This is a genomic window from Polaribacter sp., assembly GCF_051251875.1.
Taxonomy (GTDB): Bacteria; Bacteroidota; Bacteroidia; order Flavobacteriales; family Flavobacteriaceae; genus Polaribacter.
Window position 1 is genome coordinate 70,164 of record NZ_JBPOGL010000005.1, and the last position, 18,049, is coordinate 88,212.

Annotated in this window: 31 protein-coding genes; 30 read left to right on the forward strand and 1 reads right to left on the reverse strand. The window is 33.0% G+C overall.

What is annotated here, in order from left to right:
* Positions 1–23 precede the first annotated feature (23 nt).
* A complete protein-coding gene (locus tag ACSHW5_RS03885) occupies positions 24–1,415 on the reverse strand; it encodes a hypothetical protein (protein WP_435674803.1) in 1,392 nt (463 codons plus the stop codon).
* Between the two features lie 538 nt (positions 1,416–1,953).
* Here ACSHW5_RS03885 and rpsL point away from each other — a divergent pair.
* The 30 genes from rpsL (at position 1,954) to rpsD (ending at position 17,971) form a co-directional block, all read left to right on the forward strand.
* Positions 1,954–2,328: a 30S ribosomal protein S12 gene (rpsL, locus tag ACSHW5_RS03890; protein ID WP_018943587.1), complete on the forward strand. Its 375-nt coding sequence runs from the start codon at positions 1,954–1,956 to the stop codon at positions 2,326–2,328.
* 138 nt (positions 2,329–2,466) lie between these two features.
* The gene (gene rpsG / locus ACSHW5_RS03895) at positions 2,467–2,946 is read left to right on the forward strand and encodes a 30S ribosomal protein S7 (protein ID WP_435674804.1); all 480 of its coding nucleotides are present in this window, start codon (positions 2,467–2,469) and stop codon (positions 2,944–2,946) included.
* A 5-nt stretch (positions 2,947–2,951) separates the two neighbouring features.
* Positions 2,952–5,069, forward strand: a complete 2,118-nt coding sequence (gene fusA / locus ACSHW5_RS03900) for an elongation factor G (protein WP_435674805.1) — start codon at positions 2,952–2,954, stop codon at positions 5,067–5,069.
* Positions 5,070–5,087: 18 nt separating this feature from the next.
* Entirely contained in the window at positions 5,088–5,393 is a 306-nt protein-coding gene (gene rpsJ / locus ACSHW5_RS03905) for a 30S ribosomal protein S10 (protein WP_004568745.1), read from the forward strand.
* 341 nt (positions 5,394–5,734) lie between these two features.
* Positions 5,735–6,352: a 50S ribosomal protein L3 gene (rplC, locus tag ACSHW5_RS03910; RefSeq protein ID WP_435674806.1), complete on the forward strand. Its 618-nt coding sequence runs from the start codon at positions 5,735–5,737 to the stop codon at positions 6,350–6,352.
* Positions 6,352–6,981, forward strand: coding sequence for a 50S ribosomal protein L4 (gene rplD, locus ACSHW5_RS03915; protein WP_435674807.1), 630 nt, complete (start codon positions 6,352–6,354; stop codon positions 6,979–6,981). The genes rplC and rplD overlap by 1 nt, the downstream gene beginning before the upstream one ends.
* Before the next feature lie 9 nt (positions 6,982–6,990).
* The gene (rplW, locus tag ACSHW5_RS03920; RefSeq protein ID WP_435674808.1) at positions 6,991–7,281 is read left to right on the forward strand and encodes a 50S ribosomal protein L23; all 291 of its coding nucleotides are present in this window, start codon (positions 6,991–6,993) and stop codon (positions 7,279–7,281) included.
* A 9-nt stretch (positions 7,282–7,290) separates the two neighbouring features.
* Entirely contained in the window at positions 7,291–8,115 is an 825-nt protein-coding gene (rplB, locus tag ACSHW5_RS03925; RefSeq protein WP_435674809.1) for a 50S ribosomal protein L2, read from the forward strand.
* A 7-nt stretch (positions 8,116–8,122) separates the two neighbouring features.
* Entirely contained in the window at positions 8,123–8,401 is a 279-nt protein-coding gene (gene rpsS / locus ACSHW5_RS03930) for a 30S ribosomal protein S19 (protein WP_435674810.1), read from the forward strand.
* Positions 8,402–8,407: 6 nt separating this feature from the next.
* Positions 8,408–8,812 carry a 50S ribosomal protein L22 gene (gene rplV / locus ACSHW5_RS03935; RefSeq protein ID WP_435674811.1) on the forward strand — a complete coding sequence of 135 codons (405 nt, stop codon included), beginning with the start codon at positions 8,408–8,410 and terminating at the stop codon, positions 8,810–8,812.
* Between the two features lie 12 nt (positions 8,813–8,824).
* Positions 8,825–9,553 (forward strand): 30S ribosomal protein S3, encoded by a 729-nt coding sequence (gene rpsC / locus ACSHW5_RS03940; protein WP_435674812.1) that lies wholly within the window; start codon positions 8,825–8,827, stop codon positions 9,551–9,553.
* A gap of 22 nt (positions 9,554–9,575) precedes the next feature.
* On the forward strand, positions 9,576–10,007 hold the full coding sequence (gene rplP / locus ACSHW5_RS03945; RefSeq protein WP_435674813.1) for a 50S ribosomal protein L16: 432 nt from the start codon (positions 9,576–9,578) through the stop codon (positions 10,005–10,007).
* 11 nt (positions 10,008–10,018) lie between these two features.
* Positions 10,019–10,210 carry a 50S ribosomal protein L29 gene (gene rpmC / locus ACSHW5_RS03950; RefSeq protein WP_435674814.1) on the forward strand — a complete coding sequence of 64 codons (192 nt, stop codon included), beginning with the start codon at positions 10,019–10,021 and terminating at the stop codon, positions 10,208–10,210.
* Between the two features lie 20 nt (positions 10,211–10,230).
* Positions 10,231–10,488 carry a 30S ribosomal protein S17 gene (gene rpsQ / locus ACSHW5_RS03955; RefSeq protein ID WP_018943599.1) on the forward strand — a complete coding sequence of 86 codons (258 nt, stop codon included), beginning with the start codon at positions 10,231–10,233 and terminating at the stop codon, positions 10,486–10,488.
* Between the two features lies 1 nt (position 10,489).
* Positions 10,490–10,858 carry a 50S ribosomal protein L14 gene (rplN, locus tag ACSHW5_RS03960; protein WP_068451523.1) on the forward strand — a complete coding sequence of 123 codons (369 nt, stop codon included), beginning with the start codon at positions 10,490–10,492 and terminating at the stop codon, positions 10,856–10,858.
* A 13-nt stretch (positions 10,859–10,871) separates the two neighbouring features.
* Positions 10,872–11,174 carry a 50S ribosomal protein L24 gene (rplX, locus tag ACSHW5_RS03965; protein WP_435674815.1) on the forward strand — a complete coding sequence of 101 codons (303 nt, stop codon included), beginning with the start codon at positions 10,872–10,874 and terminating at the stop codon, positions 11,172–11,174.
* 5 nt (positions 11,175–11,179) lie between these two features.
* Positions 11,180–11,731, forward strand: coding sequence for a 50S ribosomal protein L5 (rplE, locus tag ACSHW5_RS03970; protein ID WP_435674816.1), 552 nt, complete (start codon positions 11,180–11,182; stop codon positions 11,729–11,731).
* Positions 11,732–11,734: 3 nt separating this feature from the next.
* Complete coding sequence (gene rpsN / locus ACSHW5_RS03975; protein ID WP_331365201.1) at positions 11,735–12,004, forward strand: 30S ribosomal protein S14; 270 nt, start codon at positions 11,735–11,737, stop codon at positions 12,002–12,004.
* A gap of 163 nt (positions 12,005–12,167) precedes the next feature.
* Positions 12,168–12,566, forward strand: a complete 399-nt coding sequence (gene rpsH / locus ACSHW5_RS03980; RefSeq protein WP_435674817.1) for a 30S ribosomal protein S8 — start codon at positions 12,168–12,170, stop codon at positions 12,564–12,566.
* A 9-nt stretch (positions 12,567–12,575) separates the two neighbouring features.
* On the forward strand, positions 12,576–13,121 hold the full coding sequence (gene rplF / locus ACSHW5_RS03985; RefSeq protein WP_435674818.1) for a 50S ribosomal protein L6: 546 nt from the start codon (positions 12,576–12,578) through the stop codon (positions 13,119–13,121).
* Positions 13,122–13,132: 11 nt separating this feature from the next.
* Complete coding sequence (gene rplR, locus ACSHW5_RS03990) at positions 13,133–13,483, forward strand: 50S ribosomal protein L18 (RefSeq protein WP_435674819.1); 351 nt, start codon at positions 13,133–13,135, stop codon at positions 13,481–13,483.
* Between the two features lie 3 nt (positions 13,484–13,486).
* On the forward strand, positions 13,487–14,011 hold the full coding sequence (gene rpsE, locus ACSHW5_RS03995; protein WP_435674888.1) for a 30S ribosomal protein S5: 525 nt from the start codon (positions 13,487–13,489) through the stop codon (positions 14,009–14,011).
* An 11-nt stretch (positions 14,012–14,022) separates the two neighbouring features.
* Entirely contained in the window at positions 14,023–14,205 is a 183-nt protein-coding gene (rpmD, locus tag ACSHW5_RS04000; RefSeq protein ID WP_435674820.1) for a 50S ribosomal protein L30, read from the forward strand.
* 13 nt (positions 14,206–14,218) lie between these two features.
* Positions 14,219–14,668, forward strand: a complete 450-nt coding sequence (gene rplO, locus ACSHW5_RS04005; RefSeq protein WP_435674821.1) for a 50S ribosomal protein L15 — start codon at positions 14,219–14,221, stop codon at positions 14,666–14,668.
* A 13-nt stretch (positions 14,669–14,681) separates the two neighbouring features.
* On the forward strand, positions 14,682–16,004 hold the full coding sequence (gene secY / locus ACSHW5_RS04010; RefSeq protein ID WP_435674889.1) for a preprotein translocase subunit SecY: 1,323 nt from the start codon (positions 14,682–14,684) through the stop codon (positions 16,002–16,004).
* 1 nt (position 16,005) lies between these two features.
* The gene (gene infA / locus ACSHW5_RS04015) at positions 16,006–16,221 is read left to right on the forward strand and encodes a translation initiation factor IF-1 (protein WP_004568721.1); all 216 of its coding nucleotides are present in this window, start codon (positions 16,006–16,008) and stop codon (positions 16,219–16,221) included.
* A 75-nt stretch (positions 16,222–16,296) separates the two neighbouring features.
* Complete coding sequence (gene ykgO, locus ACSHW5_RS04020; protein WP_004568720.1) at positions 16,297–16,413, forward strand: type B 50S ribosomal protein L36; 117 nt, start codon at positions 16,297–16,299, stop codon at positions 16,411–16,413.
* Positions 16,413–16,778 carry a 30S ribosomal protein S13 gene (gene rpsM, locus ACSHW5_RS04025; RefSeq protein ID WP_435674822.1) on the forward strand — a complete coding sequence of 122 codons (366 nt, stop codon included), beginning with the start codon at positions 16,413–16,415 and terminating at the stop codon, positions 16,776–16,778. Before ykgO ends, rpsM begins: the two co-directional genes overlap by 1 nt.
* 78 nt (positions 16,779–16,856) lie before the next feature.
* The gene (gene rpsK / locus ACSHW5_RS04030) at positions 16,857–17,240 is read left to right on the forward strand and encodes a 30S ribosomal protein S11 (protein WP_299012248.1); all 384 of its coding nucleotides are present in this window, start codon (positions 16,857–16,859) and stop codon (positions 17,238–17,240) included.
* Between the two features lie 125 nt (positions 17,241–17,365).
* The gene (gene rpsD / locus ACSHW5_RS04035; protein WP_435674823.1) at positions 17,366–17,971 is read left to right on the forward strand and encodes a 30S ribosomal protein S4; all 606 of its coding nucleotides are present in this window, start codon (positions 17,366–17,368) and stop codon (positions 17,969–17,971) included.
* Positions 17,972–18,049 lie beyond the last annotated feature (78 nt).

Here is an 18,049-nt window from a genome sequence, read left to right on the forward strand (position 1 = left end):
AAATAGTACTAGTTTTTTTTGAATTAGAAAAAACTTTTCCAACTAATAATAAGTTTACTTTCTTTAAAATCAAAGTTTTGTGAGGTAGTTTTACCAATGGCAGTGCTAAGGTTAATTTGAGAATTTGAAGTAGAAAAAAGATAACCTAAACCAAGACCTAATAGATTATCATTGCCAATAATGGTCTTAATATTGGCAAAATCTGTGATGGAATAAAAATAAGATTTTTCAGAAGTTAAAAAACGGTACTCCAGATTAAAGAAACTATAACTTTTACTAAATATACTTTGCTCGTTAAAGCCTCTAATAGAATTGGCGCCTCCAATTCTAAACAATTCGTTATCTATAAAGAAGTCAGAATTTAAATACCCTGTTTTATTTCTGATAAAAATACTGCTTCTTGTATTTAAATCCCAAATATAAGAGGCTTCAGCTTCAATTTTAAATTGATTAGAATTAATGGTATCTGTAGTTCTTTTTCCAAAAGTTGGGTTTATAGACGCGTAAAACACATCGTTAAAAAAGAAATCGTTTTTAGGAATTGCGTATTTAAACTCAAAACCTGCAAAGAAGTTTTTAAAAGTTTCAATATTGTTCTGTATCGTTTCTTCTAAATTTTCTGAGGATTCAGAAGTGTAGGTGAGGGCTAGTTTCGATTTCGAATTTAAGTTGTAAAATAATTTTGAATTGAATGTGGTATTTAAAAACGTAGAATCTTGTTTGTAAATAGAAAAGGTTAGTTCAGGAGTTATAATAGTGTTAAATATATACGGAATATCAGTAGAAATACTAAATTCTTGTCGGTCTTCTCCAATGCTGTTCCAAAAAAGTTCAAACGTTTCACCTGTATTTAAAACGTTCTGTAATTTTAAATCTACATGTCCATTAAATAAGACGTCTCCATTTTCTTTTGTAGTTAAATTCACCAAACCATCAAAACTGTTATTTTGCTGTTTCTTTAGATAAATGTATAATTCGGTTGAATCTTTAGTAAATAATACCTCAGGAGGTTTGATCTCTTTTACAAATTGTAAATTTTTTGTGGCGTTAGAAATGTTATCAACTTTCTCTTGATTAAAAATAGTGTTTTGGTTGATGTTAAAAAAATGTTTTACAAAAGACCTAGGAAAATCGGTATAACCTTTTATAATAACATTTGAAATGGTTCTTTTTTCAGATTGATAAACATCTAAATCAGCAAATAATGTTTTTTCTTTCAGCTGTATGTTTTTTAATTGCACTTTCGAAAAAGATTTGCCTTTGGCATCTAACTCTTTTGATATATTCTCTAAAGTAACTGCTAGTTTTTCTATAGGAAGTGTAAAAGAGCTGCTGTCTAGCTGTTGTAGATTTTTAAGATTAAGATTATCATTTATAGAAACCTGAATTACTGCCTTTTCTATTTTTTCATTCAATGAAAAATATGCAATATACTTTTTTTTTCTGTTGAGAATAGAGTCTAATGTGTGAGTAAAATAACCATAATTAGTTAAGTGATCAGATATCTTGTTAATTTCTTGCTTTAAAGAAATTGTGTCTTTATGAGTTTTTTTAAAATTTATTTTTTTTATAAATGCGGTCTCATTTTCTTTTTTCGATGAGATTTCTAGAGTAAATTCTTGGGCTAGAAAATCATTAGAAAAAACAATTAAAAAAAAGGTATATATATAAGGTATAAGATTTTTCTTCAAAATTGAGTGGTTGTTAAGTGCAAAAGTAAACTAAAATCATAAAAATATACATATAAATAATAGAGGTATAGGCGTAAAAAATGCGCTAAATTTTATAAATAAATTTGATAAACATTTATTCAGCTATTTGTAAAAAGTTATATTTAATTTAAGATAAAAAAAATAAGGTACTGATATTTGGATAATTAGAAATAAATCGTACATTTGCGCACTCTTAAAAAGAGAAAAGTTTAATATAAACTAAAAACAGTAATAATTTAGTATGCCAACTATTCAACAATTAGTTCGTAAAGGAAGAACCAAAATAACTAAGAAGAGTAAATCGGCTGCTTTGTCGTCTTGTCCTCAAAGACGTGGAGTATGTACTCGTGTTTATACCACAACACCAAAGAAACCTAATTCTGCAATGCGTAAAGTTGCCAGAGTTAGATTAACTAATGGTAATGAGATAAACGCGTACATCCCAGGTGAAGGACATAACTTACAAGAGCACTCGATAGTATTAGTTAGAGGTGGAAGGGTAAAAGATTTACCAGGTGTTAAATATCACGTGGTACGTGGAGCATTAGATACAGCAGGTGTTGAGGGTAGAACCCAACGTAGGTCTAAGTATGGTGCAAAACGCCCAAAGAAGTAAGAGTTATAAGTAAACGGTTGTAGATCTTTAAAATTTATATTTTATGTTTAAGAGTTTTTCTTAAGTGTAAGGTTTAAAGTTAAGGGTGTGCATTTGAGAACTAATAACTAAATTAATTAACTTTTTTAATGTAAAGACATGAGAAAAAGAGCAGCAAAAAAAAGAGTCTTATTACCGGATCCAAAATTTAATGATCAGCTAGTAACACGTTTTGTGAATAACTTAATGTGGAGTGGTAAGAAGTCTGTAGCATTTAAAGTGTTTTATGACGCTTTAGATCTAGTAGAAGAAAGAAAAGGTGAAGGCGAAGAAAAATCGGCTTTAGAATTATGGAAAGAAGGTTTGTCTAATGTAATGCCTCACGTAGAAGTAAGATCTCGTCGTGTTGGTGGTGCAACATTCCAAATTCCAATGCAAATTAGACCAGATCGTAAAGTATCTATGGCTATAAAATGGATGATTTTATATACTCGTAAGAGAAATGAAAAAACCATGGCACAGCGTTTAGCAGCAGAAATTTTAGCAGCAGCTAAAGAAGAAGGAGCAGCAGTAAAAAAACGTACAGATACTCATAAAATGGCAGAAGCTAACAAAGCTTTCTCTCACTTCAGATTCTAAGAAAAATGGCTAGAGATTTAAGATATACAAGAAATATTGGGATTGCAGCACATATTGATGCTGGTAAAACCACAACAACAGAACGTGTATTGTATTATACAGGAGTTTCTCATAAGATTGGAGAAGTTCATGATGGTGCAGCAACAATGGACTGGATGGAACAAGAGCAAGAAAGAGGTATTACAATTACTTCTGCAGCAACAACTTGTGAATGGCAGTTTCCTTTAGAAAATGCACAACCTACTCCAGAAACCAAAGGATATCATTTTAATATTATTGATACTCCTGGTCACGTTGATTTTACTGTTGAAGTAAATAGATCATTACGTGTGTTAGATGGGTTGGTATTTTTATTTAGTGCGGTTGATGGTGTAGAGCCACAATCAGAAACTAACTGGAGATTGGCTGATAACTATAAAGTGCCACGTATCGGTTTTGTGAATAAAATGGACCGTCAAGGTTCAGATTTTATGATGGTTTGTCAGCAAGTAAAAGACATGCTGAAGTCAAACGCTGTACCAATCGTTTTAAACATTGGTGATGAAGAAAACTTTAAAGGTATTGTAGATTTAGTTAAAAACCGTGCTATTGTATGGCATGATGAAACTCAAGGGGCAACTTTCGATGTTATTGAAATTCCTGAAGAGTTAAAAGCTGAAGCAAAAAAATACAGAGCTTTATTAATAGAAGAGGTAGCAAGTTACGATGAGAATCTTTTAGAAAAATTCATGGAAGATGAAGATTCTATTACAGAAGAAGAGGTGCATGCTGCATTAAGAGCTGCTGTAATGGATATGGCTATTATTCCTATGATTTGTGGATCTGCATTTAAAAACAAAGGTGTTCAGTTTCTTTTAGATGCTGTATGTCGTTATTTACCTTCTCCAATGGACAAAGAAGGTATTGTTGGTATTAATCCAGATACTGAAGAAAAAGAATTACGTAAACCTAGTGTAGAGGAGCCTTTTGCTGCTTTAGCATTTAAAATTGCTACAGATCCTTTTGTGGGTCGTTTAGCATTCTTTAGAGCATATTCTGGTCGTTTAGATGCAGGTTCTTATGTGTTAAATAACCGTTCAGGTAAAAAAGAACGTATTTCACGTATTTACCAAATGCATGCTAATAAACAAAATGCTATCGATTATATCGAAGCAGGAGATATTGGAGCTGCTGTAGGTTTTAAATCTATTAAAACAGGAGATACTTTAACTGCTGAAAAATTCCCTCTTGTATTAGAGTCTATGGATTTTCCAGACCCAGTAATTGGTATCGCTGTAGAACCTAAGACAAAAGCAGATGTTGATAGATTAGGTATCGGTTTAGGTAAATTAGCAGAAGAAGATCCTACTTTTACAGTACGTTCAGACGAAGCTTCAGGTCAGACTATTATTTCTGGAATGGGTGAATTACACTTAGATGTAATTGTAGATCGTTTAAGACGTGAGTTTAAGGTTGAAGTAAATCAAGGGCAACCACAAGTTGAGTATAAAGAAGCTATTACTGCAGAAGCAGAACATAGAGAGATTTATAAGAAACAATCTGGTGGTCGTGGTAAATTTGCTGATATTGTATTTACTATTGGTCCAGCTGATGAAGGTGTTGTAGGATTACAATTCGACTCTGTAATTAAGGGTGGAAATGTACCTAGAGAATTTGTGCCTTCTGTAGAGAAAGGTTTCAAAGAAGCTATGAAAAATGGTCCTTTAGCAGGATATGAAATGGATTCAATGAAAGTTACTTTAAGAGATGGTTCTTTCCACGCAGTGGATTCTGATGCACTATCTTTTGAATTAGCAGCAAAAATGGGTTATAAAGCTTCTGCAAAATCTGCAAAAGCAAAAATTATGGAACCTTTAATGAAGCTAGAAGTGTTAACTCCAGAAGAAAACATGGGAGACATTGTAGGTGATTTAAATAGAAGAAGAGGACAAGTAAATGATATGTCTGACAGAGCAGGAGCAAAAGTTGTAAAAGCAATTGTACCATTATCAGAAATGTTTGGTTATGTTACAGCTTTAAGAACAATGTCTTCTGGTAGAGCAACTTCTACTATGGAATTTTCACATTATGCTGAAACTCCTTCTAATATATCTGAAGAAGTAATAGCAAAAGCTAAAGGTTAATCCACTAAATAATACAAGATGAGTCAAAAAATTAGAATAAAATTAAAGTCTTACGATTACAATTTAGTAGATAAATCTGCTGAAAAAATTGTAAAGACGGTAAAAAGTACAGGTGCTGTAGTAAACGGACCTATACCATTACCAACACATAAAAAGATTTTCACTGTATTACGTTCTCCACACGTAAACAAAAAATCAAGAGAGCAATTTCAATTAGCTTCTTACAAAAGATTATTAGACATTTATAGTTCTTCTTCAAAAACTATTGATGCTTTAATGAAACTTGAGTTACCAAGCGGTGTTGAAGTAGAAATTAAAGTATAATTAACTTTAATGCAACATTCCGAATTTATTCGGAATCTCTCAAAACGAGTAAGTTATATATTTACTTTCGGTTTAATTTTGTTAAACCGAAAGTTTTTTATACTTTTGCAACCCGAAATAGAGTAGGGTACTACTATTTTTTAAGTAAAATTGAATAATAGTAACATGTCCAGAGCGTTTCGCGAAGGAAAAACGGAAAAAACAAAATCAGCGTTGACTTTGTTTTGCGCTGTTTTTTTTGCACGAAACTCAAAAGACAAAAAAGAAACAATAGTTTCAAACAAATAATTATTAATAGACGCGCTGGATATAATTGATCTATCGTCTAAAATTTTAACTAAATGTCTGGGTTAATAGGAAGAAAAATTGGAATGACCAGCTTATTCGACGAGAACGGGAAGAATATTCCTTGTACAGTTATCGAAGCAGGTCCTTGCGTTGTCACCCAAGTCAGAACTGAAGAAGTTGACGGCTATAGTGCGTTACAACTTGGTTTCGATGACAAAAAAGCAAAGAGTTCTAACAAAGCGTTAGATGGCCACTTTAAAAAAGCTGGCGCTACTGCAAAAAAGAAAGTTGTTGAATTTCAAGGATTTGACAAAGAGTACAAATTAGGAGATTCTATTACAGTTGAACATTTTGAAGAAGGCGAATTCGTTGATGTATCTGGTGTTTCAAAAGGTAAAGGTTTTCAAGGAGTTGTAAAACGTCATGGTTTTGCTGGTGTTGGTCAAGCTACACACGGTCAACATAATCGTTTAAGAGCACCAGGATCTATTGGTGCTGCATCTTATCCTGCTAGAGTATTCAAAGGAATGCGCATGGGCGGAAGAATGGGTGGAGATAAAGTGAAAGTACAAAACTTAAAAGTATTAAAAGTAGTTGCTGAAAAGAACTTACTTGTTGTTAAAGGAGCAATTCCTGGACACAAAAATGCTTTTGTAACTATTCAGAAATAATGAAAGTAGCAGTTTTAGATATTACAGGAAAAGATACAGGTAGAAAGGTTGAGCTTTCTAAAGATGTATTCGGAATAGAGCCTAATGATCATGCTATCTATTTAGACGTAAAGCAATACTTGGCAAACCAACGTCAAGGAACGCATAAAGCGAAAGAAAGAGCAGAAATTAGTGGTTCTACAAGAAAGATTAAAAAACAAAAAGGAACTGGTACTGCAAGAGCAGGTTCTATCAAGTCTGGTGTTTTTAGAGGTGGTGGACGTATGTTCGGACCAAGACCAAGAGATTATTCTTTTAAATTGAATAAAAACTTAAAGCGTTTAGCTCGTAAATCAGCTTTAAGTATTCAAGCAACAGATAATAACTTAGTAGTTATTGAAGATTTTGACTTTGAAACTCCAAAGACAAAAAACTTTACGAATCTATTAGATGCTTTAGCTTTAGATGCTAGAAAATCTTTATTTGTTTTAAATGGGTCAAGTACTAATGTGTATTTGTCTTCAAGAAACTTAAAAGGTTCTACAGTAATAAATGCTTCAGATTTAAATACTTATGGTATTTTAAATGCTAGTAAGATAGTTATTACAGAGGGTTCTTTAGAAGGAATTAATACAAACTTAAGCAAATAGGGATTCGAAATGAGTATTTTAATAAAACCTATTATCACGGAAAAAGCAACAAGCGATAGCGAATTATTAAATCGTTATACATTTGTTGTAGATAAAAAAGCTAATAAATTAGAAATCAAAGGTGCTGTTGAAGCAACTTACGGAGTTTCTATTTCAAGTGTGAAAACTTTAAATTATCCAATTCAAAGAAATACAAAGTTTACCAAAAAAGGTTTGGTTACTGGTATTAAAAGTGGATATAAGAAAGCAATCGTTCAGGTAGCAGAAGGAGAAAGCATTGATTTTTATAACAATCTTTAAGAAAGACAAATGTCAGTTAGAAAATTAAAACCAATAACACCAGGTCAGCGTTTTAGAGTTGTAAATGGGTTCGACACCATAACAACTGATAAGCCGGAGAAAAGTTTACTTGCTCCGAAAAAACGATCTGGAGGTCGAAACAGTCAGGGTAGAATGACAACTCGTAATATCGGGGGAGGTCATAAACAAAGATACCGTATTATCGATTTTAAAAGAGATAAACCAGGTATTCCCGCAACAGTTAAAACTATAGAGTATGATCCAAATCGTACTGCATTTATTGCCTTGCTTAGTTATGCTGATGGAGAAAAACGTTATGTAATTGCACAAAACGGTTTAAAAGTAGGTCAAGTAATTGTAGCAGGTAGTGGTATCGCTCCAGAAATTGGAAATGCGTTAACATTAAGTGAAATTCCTTTAGGAACTACAATTTCTTGTATAGAATTACACCCAGGACAAGGAGCTGTTATGGCTCGTTCTGCTGGTTCTTTTGCGCAATTAATGGCAAGAGATGGTAAGTATGCAACTGTAAAGTTACCTTCTGGTGAAACAAGATTAATCTTGTTAACTTGTTTAGCAACAATTGGAGTGGTTTCTAATTCAGATCATCAATTACTAGTATCTGGTAAAGCAGGTAGAAGTAGATGGTTAGGTAGAAGACCAAGAACCAATCCTGTAAGAATGAATCCTGTAGATCACCCAATGGGTGGTGGTGAAGGTCGTGCTTCTGGAGGTCATCCAAGATCTAGAAATGGTATTCCTGCAAAAGGATTTAAGACTAGAACTAAAACCAAGGCTAGTAATAAGTACATTATAGAACGTAGAAAGAAATAATTAAGTTATGGCAAGATCATTAAAAAAAGGACCTTACGTTCACTATAAATTAGAGAAAAAAGTGTTGGCTAATGTAGAAGCTGGAAGCAAAAATGTAATTAAAACTTGGTCTAGAGCAAGTATGATTACTCCAGATTTTGTTGGACAAACAATTGCCGTTCATAACGGTCGTCAGTTTGTACCAGTGTACGTTACAGAAAACATGGTAGGGCATAAATTAGGCGAATTTTCACCAACACGTTCATTTAGAGGACATGCGGGTGCAAAAAATAAAGGTAAAAAATAGTAGGCAATGGGAGTTCGTAAAAAAAATATGGCAGATCAGTTAAAGGCAGACAGAAAGCTTCGTGCTTTTGCTAAGCTAACTAACTGTCCTACATCACCAAGAAAAATGCGTTTAGTCGCAGATCAGGTAAGAGGCGTTGAAGTAGAAAAAGCTTTACAAATCTTAAAGTTCAGCCCTAAAGAAGCGTCTATCAATTTAGAGAAATTGTTATTGTCTGCAATTGCAAACTGGCAAGCTAAAAATGAAGATGCAGCAATAGAAGAAGCTGGCTTAATTGTAAAATCTATTTGTGTAGATAGTGCAGGAATGTTAAAAAGACTGAGACCAGCTCCACAAGGGCGTGCTCATAGAATTCGTAAGCGTTCTAACCACGTTACTTTAGAGTTAGGAAGTAAAAATAAAAGTAATTAATCAAAGTAGAACATGGGACAAAAAACAAATCCAATAGGAAATCGTTTAGGAATCATCAGAGGTTGGGAATCTAACTGGTATGGTGGTAATGACTACGGAGATAAATTAGCTGAAGACTATAAGATAAGAGAGTATATTCATGCTCGTTTATCTAAAGCAAGTGTTTCTAGAGTAATTATAGAGCGTACACTTAAACTTGTAACCGTTACTATCACTACTGCAAGACCTGGTATTATTATTGGGAAAGGTGGTCAAGAGGTAGACAAGTTAAAAGAAGAGCTTAAAAAAATTACTGGTAAAGAAGTTCAAATTAATATTTTTGAAATTAAGCGTCCAGAATTGGATTCTAAATTGGTTGCAACTAGTGTTGCACGGCAAATTGAAAATAGAATTTCTTACAAGAGAGCAATTAAAATGGCTATTCAAGCTACAATGCGTATGAATGCTGAGGGTATTAAAATCCAAATTTCTGGTCGTTTAAATGGCGCAGAGATGGCACGTTCAGAGCATTTTAAAGAAGGTAGAATTCCTCTTTCTACTTTTAGAGCAGATATAGACTATTCACTTGTTGAAGCTCATACTACTTATGGAAGATTAGGTATTAAGGTATGGATTATGAAAGGTGAGGTATATGGTAAGAGAGAATTATCTCCATTAGTAGGATTGTCTAAAAAACAATCTGGTGGAAATAAGGGTGGAGGAGACAGAGGAAAACGTCCACAACCTCGTAGAAGAAAATAATTTTTAAAAGTAGAAATTAAAAATGTTACAGCCAAAAAGAGTAAAATACCGTAAGGTACAGAAGTCGAAAGGGAATATGACTGGTATTTCTGGTAGAGGAAATCAACTTTCTAATGGAATGTTTGGTATTAAATCTATCGACCAGAACTTGTTAACTTCTCGTCAAATAGAAGCAGCTCGTATCGCGGCAACACGTCATATGAAAAGAGAAGGTCAGTTATGGATTAAAATATTTCCAGACAAGCCTATCACTAAGAAACCTTTAGAGGTACGTATGGGTAAGGGTAAAGGAGCACCAGATCATTTTGTTGCAGTTATTAAACCAGGAAGAATTTTGTTTGAAATTGGTGGAGTATCCATTGATGTAGCAAAAGAAGCTTTACGTTTAGCAGCTCAAAAACTTCCAGTAAGAACGAAGTTTGTGGTAGCAAGAGATTTTGATATTAACGCTTAATTCTAAAGAAAATGAAACAATCAGAAATAAAAGAATTATCCATAGTAGATCTTAATGAGAAACTAGGAGCGTTGCAAAAGAATTATACCGATCTTAAGATGGCACATGCCATAACACCAATGGAAAACCCATTAGAGTTAAGAAGCTTAAGAAGAACTGTAGCAAGAATTGCAACAGAATTAACAAAAAGAGAATTACAATAATTCTATAGTCAGTTTTAAAGATGGAAAAAAGAAATCTTAGAAAAGAGAGAATTGGTGTTGTATCTAGCAATAAAATGGAGAAATCTATTGTAGTTGCAGAAACCAAAAGAGTAAAGCACCCAATGTACGGAAAGTTCGTATTAAAGACGAAAAAGTACGTTGCACACGACGAAAAGAATGATTGCAACGAAGGAGATACTGTTAGAATCATGGAAACAAGACCTATGAGTAAATCTAAACGTTGGAGATTAGTAGAAATCCTAGAAAGAGCTAAATAATATGTTACAGACAGAATCAAGATTAAAAGTAGCAGATAATACTGGAGCTAAAGAAGTTTTAGTAATTAGAGTTTTAGGAGGAACAAGAAAACGTTACGCAAGTATTGGAGACAAGATTGTTGTAGCTGTTAAATCTGCAACTCCTAACGGAACTGTAAAGAAAGGTCAAGTATCTAGAGCAGTTGTTGTAAGAACTAAAAAAGAAGTTAGACGTAAAGATGGGTCATACATTAGATTTGATGACAATGCTTGTGTACTTTTAAATCCTACAGAGGAAATGAGAGGAACACGTGTATTTGGACCTGTTGCACGTGAACTTCGTGAGAAACAATTCATGAAAATAGTATCATTAGCACCTGAAGTGCTTTAAATCATTATATAAGATGAAGAAGTTCAAATTAAAATCAGGAGATACTGTAAAAGTAATTGCAGGTATTAATAAAAATTCTGAAGGAAAAGTTTTACAAATACTTAAGGATAAAGATAGAGTTTTGGTAGAAGGGGTTAACTTAATTTCTAAGCACACCAAACCAAGCGCTCAAAATCCACAAGGAGGAATCGTAAAAAAGGAAGCATCAATTCATATATCTAACGTAATGTTAGTAGAAGCTGGTGTGGCTGTAAGAGTAGGTTATAAAGTTGATGGAGATACTAAAACTAGAATCTTTAAAAAAACTAAAAAATAATAATCATGAGTTACATACCAAGATTAAAAGCAGAATATAAAGAAAGAGTTATTAAAACTCTTACTGAAGAATTCAGTTATAAAAATGTAATGCAGGTGCCTAAATTAGAAAAGATTGTTGTTTCTAAAGGTGTTGGTGCTGCTATTGCAGATAAGAAATTAATAGATTACGCTATAGATGAGTTAACTAAAATTACTGGTCAAAAAGCTATATCTACGATGTCTAAGAAAGATGTTGCATCATTCAAATTACGTAAGGGTATGCCAATTGGTGTAAAAGTTACGTTAAGAGGTGATAAAATGTATGAATTTTTAGATAGATTAGTTACTGCATCTTTACCTCGTGTAAGAGACTTTAACGGTATAAAAGCTACAGGATTTGATGGTAGAGGTAATTACAATTTAGGAATTACTGAACAAATCATTTACCCTGAAATTAATATAGACCAAGTTAAAAAAATCAATGGAATGGATATTACTTTTGTAACATCTGCAGACACTGATAAGGAAGCAAAGTCATTATTAGGCGAATTAGGTTTACCATTCAAAAAAAATTAAGAGATGGCTAAAGAATCAATGAAAGCTCGCGAACGTAAGAGAGCGGCAACGGTTGCAAAATATGCTGAAAAAAGAAAGGCTTTAAAAGAAGCTGGAGATTATGAAGGTTTGCAAAAATTACCAAAAAATGCTTCTCCAGTAAGAATGCATAATAGATGTAAATTAACGGGTCGTCCAAAAGGATATATGCGTCAGTTTGGTTTGTCTCGTGTTACGTTTAGAGAAATGGCAAATCAAGGATTAATACCAGGTGTTAAAAAAGCAAGTTGGTAATAATCAAAATTAAATCTTAAATATAAAAATAGAATGTGTATCTTTGCACGCTCTATTTTTTTTGAGTATAAGAATTTTAACTGATTATAGGTTCAGATATCACAGAGAAATCTGTAGCATAAATAGAGGTATTTGAAAACCGTAATCGCAATTTTAAATAAATATGTATACAGATCCAATCGCGGATTTTCTTACTAGAGTAAGAAATGCAATCGCAGCAGGACACAGAGTAGTGGAAATTCCAGCTTCTAATTTGAAGAAGGAAATGACTAAAATTTTGTTTGATCAAGGGTATATTTTAAGCTACCAGTTCAATGAAGATAAAGTTCAGGGAACAATTAAGATCGCTTTAAAGTACGACAGAGAAACAAAAGAATCAGTAATTAGAAAGATTCAACGAATCAGTACACCAGGTTTACGTAAATACGTTGGGTCTACAGAGATGCCAAGAGTATTAAATGGACTTGGAATTGCTATTGTTTCTACATCACATGGTGTAATGACAAACAAAAAAGCACGTCAAGAAAATGTTGGAGGAGAAGTTTTATGTTACGTTTATTAAGCTAAGGAAATGAGTAGAATAGGAAAAAATCCCGTTAGCATTTCACAAGGTGTAGATGTAAACATAAAAGACAATGTTGTAACTGTAAAGGGTAAATTAGGAGAGTTATCTCAGACTATATCCGAAGGAATTACAATAGAAATAGAAGATGGTATTATCACTTTAGATAGAGCATCAGAAAGTAAAGACCATAAAGCACAACATGGTTTAATGAGAGCCTTAATAGCTAACATGATTGAAGGTGTTAGTAAAGGTTGGTCTAAAGATTTAGAATTGGTTGGTGTAGGTTATAGAGCCTCTAATCAAGGACAAAAATTAGATTTAGCTTTAGGATATTCTCATAATATTATTTTAGAATTAGCTCCAGAAGTTAAGGTTGAAACAATATCAGAGAAAGGGAAAAACCCAATCATTAAATTAACTTCTTTTGACAAACAATTAGTGGGTCAAATAGCTGCAAAGATTCGTTCTTTCAGAGCTCCAGAACCTTATAAAGGAAAAGGTGTGAAGTTTGTTGGTGAATTATTAAGAAGAAAAGCAGGTAAATCTGCATAATATATAGCATTATGGCATTATCAAAGCTTGAAAGAAGAGCTAGAATTAAGCGTAGAATTAGAAAGATTATTTCTGGTACTGCTACAAAACCAAGATTATCGGTTTATAGAAGTAACAAAGAAATTTACGCTCAACTAGTAGACGATGTAAATGGAGTAACATTAGCCTCTGTTTCATCTAGAAATAAAGAAATTAAAGCAACTACAAAAGTAGAGGCGGCAACAGCAGTTGGGAAAGCAATTGCAGAAAAAGCTACCAAAGCAGGTGTAGAAACAGTTGCTTTTGATAGAAACGGGTATCTATATCACGGTAGAGTTAAAGTATTAGCAGACGCTGCAAGAGAAGCTGGTTTAAAATTTTAAGAAATTATGCAAGGATATAAGAACGTAGAAAGAGTTAAACCAAGCGGATTAGAGCTTGTAGATAGATTAGTAGGTGTACAACGTGTTACCAAAGTAACGAAAGGTGGTAGAGCATTTGGTTTCTCTGCAATTGTAGTAGTTGGTGATGGTAATGGTGTTGTTGGTCATGGATTAGGAAAATCTAAAGATGTTTCTTCTGCAATTGCGAAAGCAGTTGAAGATGCAAAGAAAAATTTAGTTAGAATTCCTATTTTAGATGCAACTTTACCTCATGAGCAAAAAGGAAAATTTGGTGGTGCAAAAGTATTCATCAAACCTGCGTCTCATGGTACAGGGGTTATTGCTGGTGGAGCTGTAAGAGCAGTATTAGAAGCAGTTGGTATACATGATGTATTATCAAAATCTCAAGGATCATCAAATCCTCACAATGTGGTAAAAGCAACTTTTGATGCTTTATTACAGTTAAGAAGTGCAGCATCTATTGCTAAGCAAAGAGGTGTGTCTTTAGAGAAAGTATTTAACGGATAAATCTAAGAACGATGGCAAAAATTAAAGTTACACAAGTAAAAAGCAAAATCGGACGTCTTAAAAGTCAAAAGAAAACTTTAGAGGCATTAGGTTTACGTAAAATGAACCAAACTGTAGTACACGAGGCAACTCCATCTATAGTTGGTATGGTAAATACAGTTAAACACTTAGTTTCTTCTGAAGAAATTAAATAAGACATAAATAAAAATGAGTTTACATAATTTAACACCAGCAGAAGGTTCCATTAAAAAAGGAAAAAGAATTGCAAGGGGTGAAGGATCTGGAAAAGGTGGTACCGCTACAAGAGGACACAATGGTCAGAAATCTCGTTCTGGATATTCTAGAAAGATTGGTTTTGAAGGAGGGCAAATGCCACTTCAAAGACGTGTACCTAAATTTGGTTTCACAAACATTAATCGTAAAGAATATCAAGGTATCAATTTAGATAAATTACAATCTTTAATTGATAGTGGAAAGATAACAGATACAGTTAATTTAGATATTTTAATTGCTAATGGTTTAGCAGGTAAAAACGACTTAGTAAAAATATTAGGTGGTGGAGAATTAAAATCTAAATTAAGTATAACTGTACATAAATTTACAGCATCAGCAAAAGCGGCTATTGAGGCAGCTGGCGGAGAGGCTGTTACTTTATAAGAACACGTAAATGATGAATTTTATTAATAGATTAAAAGACATATTCAGTATTGAAGAGTTGAAAAACAAAATTCTTCTTACTATCGGTTTAATTGCTGTGTATCGTTTTATGGCGGCTGTACCTTTACCGGGTATAGATCCATTACAGTTAGCAGCGTTAAAAGAAAGTACTTCTGGAGGTCTTTTAGGATTATTGAATGCATTTACAGGAGGGGCATTTGCTAGAGCGTCAGTAATGGCACTGGGTATTATGCCATATATTTCTGCATCTATTGTTGTTCAGTTAATGGGAATTGCGGTTCCTTATTTACAGAAATTACAAAAAGATGGAGAAAGTGGACGTAAAAAAATTACGCAAATTACAAGATGGTTAACCATTGGTATTACGTTAGTGCAAGCACCTACGTATATTACTGCTATTAAAACTCAGTTTGGTTTAGGCCCTGAGGCATTTTTAGTAAGTGGAGCTACTTTTTGGATTTCTTCAATCATTATTTTAACTGCAGGTACAATTTTTGCTATGTGGTTAGGAGAACGTATTACAGACAAAGGAGTTGGTAATGGTATTTCATTATTAATTACAGTAGGTATTATCGCTAATTTTCCAGCGGCATTCTTGCAAGAATTTGTTGCTAAAACAACAAATGCAGGAGCTGGTGGTATTATGATGATTTTAATTGAACTTATTGTTTGGTTTGTGATAATTTTATTAACTGTGTTATTAGTAACTGCTGTTAGAAAAATAGCAGTACAGTATGCCAGAAGAACAGTTGCAGGAAACATACAAAATGTTGCAGGATCAAGAGATTACATTCCTTTGAAACTAAATGCAGCAGGTGTTATGCCAATTATCTTTGCACAAGCAATTATGTTTTTACCTGTAGCTTTGGCTCAGAGATTTCCTGCAATAGCAGGATTGCAAGACATACATGGTTTGGGGTATAACTTACTTTTTGCTTTTTTAATAATCATTTTTAGTTATTTCTATACAGCTATTACTATTCCTACGAATAAGATGGCAGAAGATTTAAAAAGAAGTGGTGGTTTTATTCCTGGAATTAGACCAGGTAAAGACACAGCAGATAGATTAGATTCTGTGTTGTCTAGAATTACGTTCCCAGGATCGTTGTTTTTAGCGGCATTATCTATTTTACCAGCTATTGTAGTAAAGTTTGGAGTACAACAAAGTTGGGCAATGTTTTATGGTGGTACATCATTAATAATTATGGTAGGAGTTGCTATTGATACGTTGCAACAAATAAATTCGTATTTATTAAATCGTCATTATGATGGTTTAATGAAAGCGGGAAATAGCAATAGAAAATCGACTAAATAATATGGCTAAACAATCGGCAATTCAGCAAGACGGAACAATTACAGAAGCATTATCAAATGCAATGTTTCGTGTAGAATTAGAAAACGGACATATAGTAACGGCTCACATTTCTGGTAAAATGCGTATGCATTATATTAAATTGTTACCTGGTGATAAGGTAAAATTAGAAATGAGTCCGTATGATTTATCAAAAGCAAGAATTACTTACAGGTATTAAAGTATTCATAATTAAAAGGTTAAAAGGTTGTAATTTTACATTTTAAATCTTTTAATTTTAAAAAAATAAGAAACGATGAAAGTTAGAGCATCAGTTAAAAAAAGAAGTGCCGACTGCAAAATAGTGCGCAGAAAAGGTAGATTATATGTGATTAATAAACAAAATCCTAGATTTAAACAAAGACAAGGGTAATGGCAAGAATAGCAGGTATTGATATTCCAAAGAATAAAAGAGGAGTTATTGCTTTAACTTACATCTTTGGTATAGGAAGCAGCAGAGCTAAAGCAGTTTTAGCAGAAGCAAAAGTAGACGAAAGTATTAAAGTTCAAGACTGGACTGATGATCAAATCGCAGCAATTAGAGAACAAGTAGGATCTTTCACAATTGAAGGAGAATTACGTTCTGAAGTTCAAATAAACATTAAACGTTTAATGGACATTGGTTGCCAAAGAGGTATTCGTCATAGATTGGGTCTTCCTTTAAGAGGGCAAAGAACCAAGAACAACTCTCGTACTAGAAAAGGTAAGAGAAAAACTGTAGCTAACAAGAAAAAATAAAGTTAGATAAAGTAATAAAGATCTAACAGTAGTATATACTATAAAGTTAGAAAACTAAATTACTAAAACTGAAAAATTATGGCAAAAGCAAGTACAAAGAAACGTAAAGTAATAATTGATGCTATTGGTGAAGCGCACGTAACTGCATCTTTTAATAATATCATTATTTCTTTAACAAATAAAAAAGGTGACGTTATTTCTTGGTCATCTGCAGGTAAAATGGGTTTTAGAGGTTCTAAAAAGAACACTCCGTATGCAGCTCAATTAGCAGCAGAAGATTGTGCAAATGTTGCAAAAGAAGCAGGTTTACGTAAAGTAAAAGTGTATGTTAAAGGACCAGGTAATGGTAGAGAATCTGCAATTAGATCTATTCATAATGCAGGTATTGAAGTAACTGAAATTATTGATGTTACACCTATTCCTCATAACGGATGTCGTCCACCAAAAAGAAGAAGAGTTTAAGCTGAAATAATTTTCAGTTTCACTTTTTTTGAGTGTACAAATATTATATTTTTTAACTAAAGTAGGAATAAGATTATCGAAGGAGTAAGCCTTAATTCATAATCCCTATTATAACAACAAAAGAAATGGCAAGATATACAGGACCAAAAACTAAAATTGCTCGTAAATTTGGCGAAGCAATCTTTGGAGAAGATAAAAACTTCGAAAAAAGAAACTTTCCTCCAGGACAACATGGAAATGCAAGAAGAAGAGGAAAAAAATCTGAATATGCAACTCAATTAATGGAGAAGCAAAAAGCAAAATATACCTATGGTATATTAGAGCGTCAATTCAGTAACTTGTTTAAAAAAGCACAATCTGCTTCAGGTATTACAGGTGAAATCTTATTACAATTATGTGAATCTCGTTTAGACAACGTGGTTTATAGAATGGGTGTTTCTAACTCACGTAGTGGTGCTCGTCAATTAGTATCTCACAGACATATTACAGTAAACGGAGAGATTGTAAATGTACCTTCTTATAGTTTAGTAGATGGAGATGTTGTTGCTGTAAGAGAAAAATCTAAATCTTTAGTAGCTATTGAAAGTGCTTTACAAAATAACAGTAACGTATTTGAATGGTTAACTTGGAATTCAGATACAAAAACAGGAACTTTTGTAAAAGCTCCAGAAAGATTACAAATTCCTGAAAATATTAAGGAACAGTTAATCGTAGAATTATATTCTAAGTAATAATTTAATCATATTGAAATTCGGCCAAAGGGTTTATAAATATTTCTTCACATTTATAAACCGCGCAACCGAATTGCA